Below are 6,622 nucleotides of genomic sequence, written 5' to 3'. Positions count from 1 at the left end.
CTAAAGGGTTGTTGGAGACTACGACGTAGATAGGCAGGGTGTGTAAGCGCTGTGAGGCGTTGAGCTAACCTGTACTAATTGCCCGTGAGGCTTAACCATACAACACCCAAGGGGTTTTACGGACTCCGCGAACACTTGGATGCGTGTTGAGAACATCAGCTTTTTAGATTGTAACGAATTTGCTTGGCGACCATAGCATTATGGACCCACCTGATCCCATGCCGAACTCAGCAGTGAAACGTAATAGCGCCGATGGTAGTGTGGGGCTTCCCCATGTGAGAGTAGGACATCGCCAGGCTTCCAATTTAGATTATCGCAGTGACCCTGCGGTGGTTTGAGTGGAGCGGTAGTTCAGTTGGTTAGAATACCGGCCTGTCACGCCGGGGGTCGCGGGTTCGAGTCCCGTCCGCTCCGCCACTTATACTAAGCCCAAGTCTTACGACTTGGGCTTTTTTACATCTGTGAGATATGTTGCCTTGCAGGCAAATGAGTCCCGCTCGTGCGTGAGTCCGATGGAACGCCAGCCCGGCCGTTCCGCCACTTATTCAGAAGCCTCGTCGAAAGACGGGGCTTTTTTACGTTTGTAGTTTGGTGATTTTCGCTTTTTACAGATATAAAAAAAGGGTAGTAAATGACTACCCTTGCCGCGAAAGCCGTGGATGGACTTGCGGAATGTAACAGCTATGCGCGTGTTACTTTAGGACTCAACGTAAGTATCAATGCCGACAGCAGAAGTTGCTGCCAGCATTGAAGGGGGAACAATATTAAATAGCTAAAAATGCCTTAAATTGCTGCACCACTTTTTCCGCTTGCTGTTGGTTTTCCATTTCGGCAAACAAGCGTAGGAGTGGTTCGGTGCCAGAGAAGCGGGCAAGGGCCCAGCCGCCATTTTTAAAGTACACTTTGGCACCGTCGGCATAGCTGACCTTTTCAACTTCCCATTCAAATTCAGGCAGTTCTTTGTTTTCGTAGATCTTGTCGTATAGGCGCTGGCGATCTGACGCTTTGAACGTACAGTCACCTTCTGCGGTATAGGCATAGCCATATTTGTCGTAGATTTCGCCCAATAGCTCAGATAGCTTTTTGCCTGTCGCACTGATCATCTCTACCAGTAGGCTTGAGGCAAATACGCCATCCTTACCCTTGATATGGCCACGGATAGTTAGGCCACCGGAGCTTTCACCACCGATCAGCGAATCATCGACTTCCATTTGGGCGCTGATATGCTTAAAGCCAACTGGCACTTCAAAGCACTTCTCGCCATACCCTTCGGCAATTTTGTCGAGTAGGTGGGTGGTGGCAATGTTGCGAACAACCGAGCCTTTCCAGCCTTTGTATTCAAGTAGGTAGTAGTAAAGCAACATGAGGACTTCATTGGGGTGAATGAAGTTACCTTTTTCATCGATGATCCCCAGGCGGTCCGCATCGCCATCGGTACCGATACCAATATCGTAGCCTTCATGGGCAACGAGGTGCTTCAGGCGGTACAGGGTAGCAGCACTCGGTGATGGCATCAGGCCACCAAACGAGGGGTTTTGGCCATCATTGATGACGTCAACATCACAGCGCCCTGAGATGAGTACGGTTTGCAAAGCGTTCTTTGCAACCCCAAACATCGGGTCGATCAATACGCGGAGGTTGGCACGCTTGATTGCTTCAATGTCGATAAAATCGATGATTGAGTCAACAAACTCATTCATTGGGTTGATGGCTACCACCAGTTTGTCTTTTAAAGCATCTTCAAAGTCGACTGATTTGATGTCGCCAGCGCTGAGAACACTGACTTGTGCTTCAATCTTTTGGGTGATGACTTCGTCGGCATCGCGGCCGCCTTCGATGAAGACTTTGATACCGTTGTAATCTGCCGGGTTATGCGAGGCGGTAATACATGCCGAATATGTTGCGCCGATCTCTTTTGACTTGAACATCACAATCGGGGTCGGGACGTATTTATCAATAAAGCTTACGGCAATGCCGTTGCCTGTTAACACTTCAGCAAACCAGGTTGCCGCTTTGTCGGACAAGAATCGGCGGTCATAGCCGATCACAAACCCGTTGTCGGTGACACCTTCTTTAATCATGATATTGGCAATGGCTTGAGCCACTATCCGGACATTGTCCTTGGTAAACTCTTCCCCAATAAGGGCGCGCCAGCCACCGGTTCCAAATTGAATCATTGTGGAACTCCTATTTCTCTCTCATTACAGCAAAACTGGGAGCGCAAAGGGCGCTCCCGAAAAAATTAGCCCATTACAACCGTGACAAGGTTGGTTGTTCCTTCCGCTTGAGGTGGGATAACATCACCAGCGACCACTTCACCGTTAAGGGTGATAGATTTCACGCCCTTGCTGATGTTGTTAGGGTTTTCTACCTTGATCTGGTAGGTTGCCCCACGCCATTGGCGAGTAACTTCAAAGCCTGGCCAGCTGGTTGGAATACAAGGGTCGATACTTAGGCCAGAGAAGCCAGTTTGCACACCCAGAATGAAGTTAGTGACCGCAAAGTAAGCCCAGCCAGACGTACCGGTTAACCATGGGTGGTTAGCACGGCCGTGGTCTTGGTGGTCTCGTCCCATAATGAACTGAACGTACGAGTAAGGTTCTGCAATACGTTTTTCAATGATGTCATTTTGGTTGTAAGGGTTAAGCGCATCGTAGAACTTCATTGCTTGATCACCGCGGCCAAGCTTGGCTTCCGCGACCCAAGCCCATGGGTTCGGGTGCGAGAAAATGGCGCCGTTTTCTTTAACGCCCTGGTATACACGGGTAACAAAGCCGATATCGTCATTTGGCGTTGCAAAAGACGGTGCATTCAGGTGAAGGCCGTATTCGGAAAATAGGTTCTCATCGACCGCATCCATCGCTTTCTCGCCACGATCTTGAGAGGCTAGGCCTGATAGCACTGCCAGTGTGTTTGACTCTAGGTGAATTCGGCCTTCAGTTTGCTGCGCGGTACCGATCTTGTCGCCGTCTTTGGTTAGACCGCGGATATACCAACCGCCCTCATCGTCCCATAGGTGGGTTTCACAAGCTTCGCGAACGTTAGCTGCCATTTCGGTGTATTTAGCAACATCATCGGCTTTATCAAGGTATTTTGCCAATTCGATGAATTCTTGCAGTGCCCAGAAATGGAGGAAGGACACCATTGCCGACTCACCGCCACCCAGGTTCAGGCAGTCATTCCAGTCGGCGCGTAGGCCTTTACAAATACCCGTTTGACCCACGTATTCGGCTGAGAAGTCCAGCGCGGCTTTCATGTGATCGTAAACTGTTGCATCGCCACCATCAGCATACGGGATGACTTCTTCGAAGAAGCTTTCCTCGCCCGTTTCCATTACGTATTTACAAATGGTTGGCACAAGCCATAGGTGGTCGTCCGAACAGGTGTCCTTGATACCGTGGATCTTGTCCTCATCTGATGGGGTTGGAACCACTGTTGGTGATTTCGACGGCTCAACGTCTGCTTTCTCCGGGTCGAACCAATCTGGATCGAACAGGTGCAAGCCGTAGCCCGCTTTAACCTGGCCGCGTAGCAAGTCAACAAGGCGCTTGCGGGTCATTGCAGCATTGGCATGAGGGACTGAAATCGCGTCCTGCGCAGTATCGCGGTAGCCAAGACCAGTACGACCGCCAACCTCAATGAAGGAAGCAAAGCGAGACCACACCACACACGTTTCCGCTTGGTATAGCGTCCACGCATTGATCATGGTATCCAAGCCTTCATTGGGTGACTTAACTTGGAATTTGGCGCAACGCTCATCCCAGTGGGCTTTGATGCCTGCGAAAGCAGCGTCGACTTCTTCCAGGTTTTGATATTTTGCTCTTAGGCGCTCGCCATTGCCCTTGCCGATACCAAGGATGTATGCAAAGCGAACTTCTTCACCAGGTTGGATGGTGAACTGCTTGTGGAGCGAGCCACAGTGGTTGTAACAAGTTTGGGCTGTGTTTGAGCACTGGCCTTTTTCAACGGCAATTGGGTTTGCTTCGTCGCGGTATAGACCCAAGAAGCTATCGCGTTGACCGTCGTAGCTATCTGGCGAGAAGGTTGAAGCCAGGTAGTAGAAACCTTCGAAATCATCGGTGTTGTAGTACAGGTCGTATTCGATCACGCCGTCTTTGTACTCGGTACCGGCAGAGTACAACGACATCTGGTGGTTTTGGTTGTCCGACTGGATGTGGCTGAATGAGAACTCAACGAAAGAGAAGGCACTGATGGTGCGTGGCTTATCGCCCGTATTCTTGATCACCACGTCCCAGATTTCCGCATCCTCACCTTTCGGTACGAAGAGGGTCTTGGTGGCGGTGATATCGCTGTATTCACATTTGAACTTAGAGTAAGACAGGCCGTGGCGCACTTCGTAGCTCGCCTCTTCCAGGCTCTTTGCAACCGGCTGCCAAGAGATAGACCAGTAGTCGCCGGTGGCGTCATCGCGCAAGTAAACGTAGTGCCCAGGGCGGTCAAACGTCGCGTTTGGGCGGAACTTGGTTACGCGGTTGTATTCTGGCGAGTTGTAGAATGAGTAGCCGCCCGCATTGTGTGAAATAACGGTACAGAATTTTTCTGTACCCAAGTAGTTGGTCCATGGCGCAGGCACATCGGGACGAGTGATTACATACTCTCTGTTGTCGTTGTCGAAGTAACCGTATTTCATTGTGTTCTATCCTTTAAAATATGTACGTGTTCCTGCGCGTTATTCGCAGTGGCGGTAGTTAATTCCCGCCTTGTCTAAGTAAGCTAACTGGCCGTTAAGGCGTGCCTTGAAGTCTTGCCAGTTGCGTTTATTCGGTGCTGTCCAGCTTATTTCGGCAACGGCCAGCAAGCGTGGGTAGAGCATGTATTCAAAGCGGCTTTGGCTATTGACGAGTTCACACCAAAGCGCGCACTGGATCCCTTTCACATGTTGATGGGCAGGATCGCTACTCGGGAGCTCAGCTAGAGGCTGGTAGGTATACACATCATCCAGCGGCAGTTTCCGGGCCCAATCGACGCCTGGTTCTTCGGCTGAGAAGCCCTGTGCCATATCGAGGTAGGTATATTGAGCCGGGGTCATAATGACGTCGTAGCCTGCCTTTGCGCATTCCAGACCGGCCTTTTCGCTCTGCCACGAAAAGATCATGGAGTTCTTGCTTACCTTGTCGCCATGGGTCGCTTCTTCCCAGCCCATCATGCGGCGACCCTTGGCCTGCAAGTGCTGTTCGGCGAATCGCAGGATATGCCCTTGAAGCTCTTTGGGATCTTGGTAGCCATGCTCTTCCATCAAGGCCTGGCAGCCCGGACTGTCAGTCCAAACGCCCTCGGGTACTTCATCGCCACCGACATGGATGTAGGGGCTTGGAAATAATTCGCATACTTCATCCAATACATTGGCGATGAAGGTGTAGGTGCCCTTGATTGCCGGAGACAAGATGTTGTCAGGGTAGTTTTGGATACTGCGGTAGCGCGACTGATCTTCAGGATCAACGAGCAAATCCGGTAGCGAGCGGATGGCTGCTCGGCAATGGCCCGGCATGTCGATTTCCGGGATCACCATAATGCCGCGATCTTGGGCGTAGCTGATGAAATCACGGATTTCCTGCTTGCTATAAAAACCACCGTAGCGCTGACTGATGGTCGAGAACTGGGGGACGATGGCTTCGTTTGGGCCACGCCAAGCACCAATGCGTGTTAGCTCGGGGTAGGCATCGATTTCAATGCGCCACCCCTCGTCATCGGTAAGGTGCCAATGGAAGGTGTTGAATTTGTAGCGTGCCAAGTGATCGATCAGGAACTTTAGTCGCTCGATTGGGTGGAAGTGGCGTGCACAGTCCAGCATCATGCCACGGTAGTGGTAATGCGGCGCGTCATGTACCTCAACCATCGGGATCTGGTAAGCCGCCTGGACCTGATGGCTTGGCTTGGTTGGGATTAATTGGAGCAGGGTTGACGTCGCATGGGTGAAACCTGCGGCCGATCCTGCCTGTAGCCAGATATTCTCGGCTTCAACAATCAGCTTATATTCGCCTTCAGCCAACTGGTCATTGAACTGATAAGCAATGTTCCCCGCTTGCTTGATAGGCATGTCTTCATGAAGCAGGCTCGAAAGCTCTGTTTGCAACCAACGGCAACTTCCCATAGCAGCGTCGCAGGGCTCTGCGATAGCTGAGTGGCGGTTGAGGGCGTATACACCTTCAAGTTGCTGCAAAGCATCAGGTGCCGGAATGAGGTTGATCGCTTTTGCCGGTGGCAATTGAGTGGTAAAGCGTTCCTGAGGCGGCTGCTGAAGGTCGATCGTGGTGACCTCGACGGGGATCGGGGTGATGTAGCTACCCGTTGCCTCGGTCGAAAGAAATGCATCCGGGATCCCGTCATCAAATAAGGTGAACGGGGCCGTTCCGCAGACAAATTCAGTATAGAAGTGGCTGTTGGGTGCCAGTGGTTGGTTGCTACCTGGCTGTAAAATGCAATAGCTGCCAAGTTGCTCCAGTTTACCGTGAGCCAAGGAATCGGGCTGGATCCAACGGCCAATCGTAAAATGTAGCGACCAATTGTCTAAAGCTTGGTCGGTCAGGTTGTGCAACGTCAGTGAAAAGCGTGACTGCTGAGCTTGTTGTTCAATGACGGCAAGATCTAGGCGGTAGCTCAT

The 6,622-nt window shown here is 51.4% G+C and carries 3 protein-coding genes, 1 tRNA gene and 2 rRNA genes; 3 read left to right on the top strand and 3 right to left on the bottom strand.

The features are described 5' to 3' along the window. The 3 genes from C9I98_RS14450 to C9I98_RS14440 all read left to right on the top strand — a co-directional run. A 23S ribosomal RNA gene (locus C9I98_RS14450) occupies window positions 1-99 on the top strand; the annotation flags it as partial. A gap of 83 nt (window positions 100-182) precedes the next feature. Continuing rightward, window positions 183-298 (top strand): 5S ribosomal RNA (gene rrf / locus C9I98_RS14445). 42 nt (window positions 299-340) lie between these two features. Continuing rightward, window positions 341-417 (top strand) — tRNA-Asp (locus C9I98_RS14440). A gap of 347 nt (window positions 418-764) precedes the next feature. Here C9I98_RS14440 and C9I98_RS14435 read toward each other — a convergent pair. The 3 genes from C9I98_RS14435 to C9I98_RS14425 all read right to left on the bottom strand — a co-directional run bounded on the left by C9I98_RS14435 (window position 765) and on the right by C9I98_RS14425 (window position 6,622). Beyond that, complete coding sequence (locus C9I98_RS14435; protein ID WP_036826374.1) at window positions 765-2,177, bottom strand: phosphoglucomutase/phosphomannomutase family protein; 1,413 nt, start codon at window positions 2,175-2,177, stop codon at window positions 765-767. Window positions 2,178-2,242: 65 nt separating this feature from the next. After that, window positions 2,243-4,651: a glycoside hydrolase family 94 protein gene (locus tag C9I98_RS14430; RefSeq protein ID WP_107272134.1), complete on the bottom strand. Its 2,409-nt coding sequence runs from the start codon at window positions 4,649-4,651 to the stop codon at window positions 2,243-2,245. A 39-nt stretch (window positions 4,652-4,690) separates the two neighbouring features. Continuing rightward, window positions 4,691-6,622 (bottom strand): beta-N-acetylhexosaminidase, encoded by a 1,932-nt coding sequence (locus C9I98_RS14425; protein WP_107272133.1) that lies wholly within the window; start codon window positions 6,620-6,622, stop codon window positions 4,691-4,693.

Source organism: Photobacterium sanctipauli (genome assembly GCF_003026495.1).
GTDB lineage: Bacteria > Pseudomonadota > Gammaproteobacteria > Enterobacterales > Vibrionaceae > Photobacterium > Photobacterium sanctipauli.
This window is presented reverse-complemented; position numbering and strand designations above follow the sequence as displayed.

Coding starts and splice junctions, on each gene's coding strand:
- C9I98_RS14435 (WP_036826374.1), bottom strand. CDS start 2,177: ATGATTCAATTTGGAACCGGTGGCTGGCGCGCCCTTATTGGGGAAGAG.
- C9I98_RS14425 (WP_107272133.1), bottom strand. CDS start 6,622: ATGAGCTACCGCCTAGATCTTGCCGTCATTGAACAACAAGCTCAGCAG.
- C9I98_RS14430 (WP_107272134.1), bottom strand. CDS start 4,651: ATGAAATACGGTTACTTCGACAACGACAACAGAGAGTATGTAATCACT.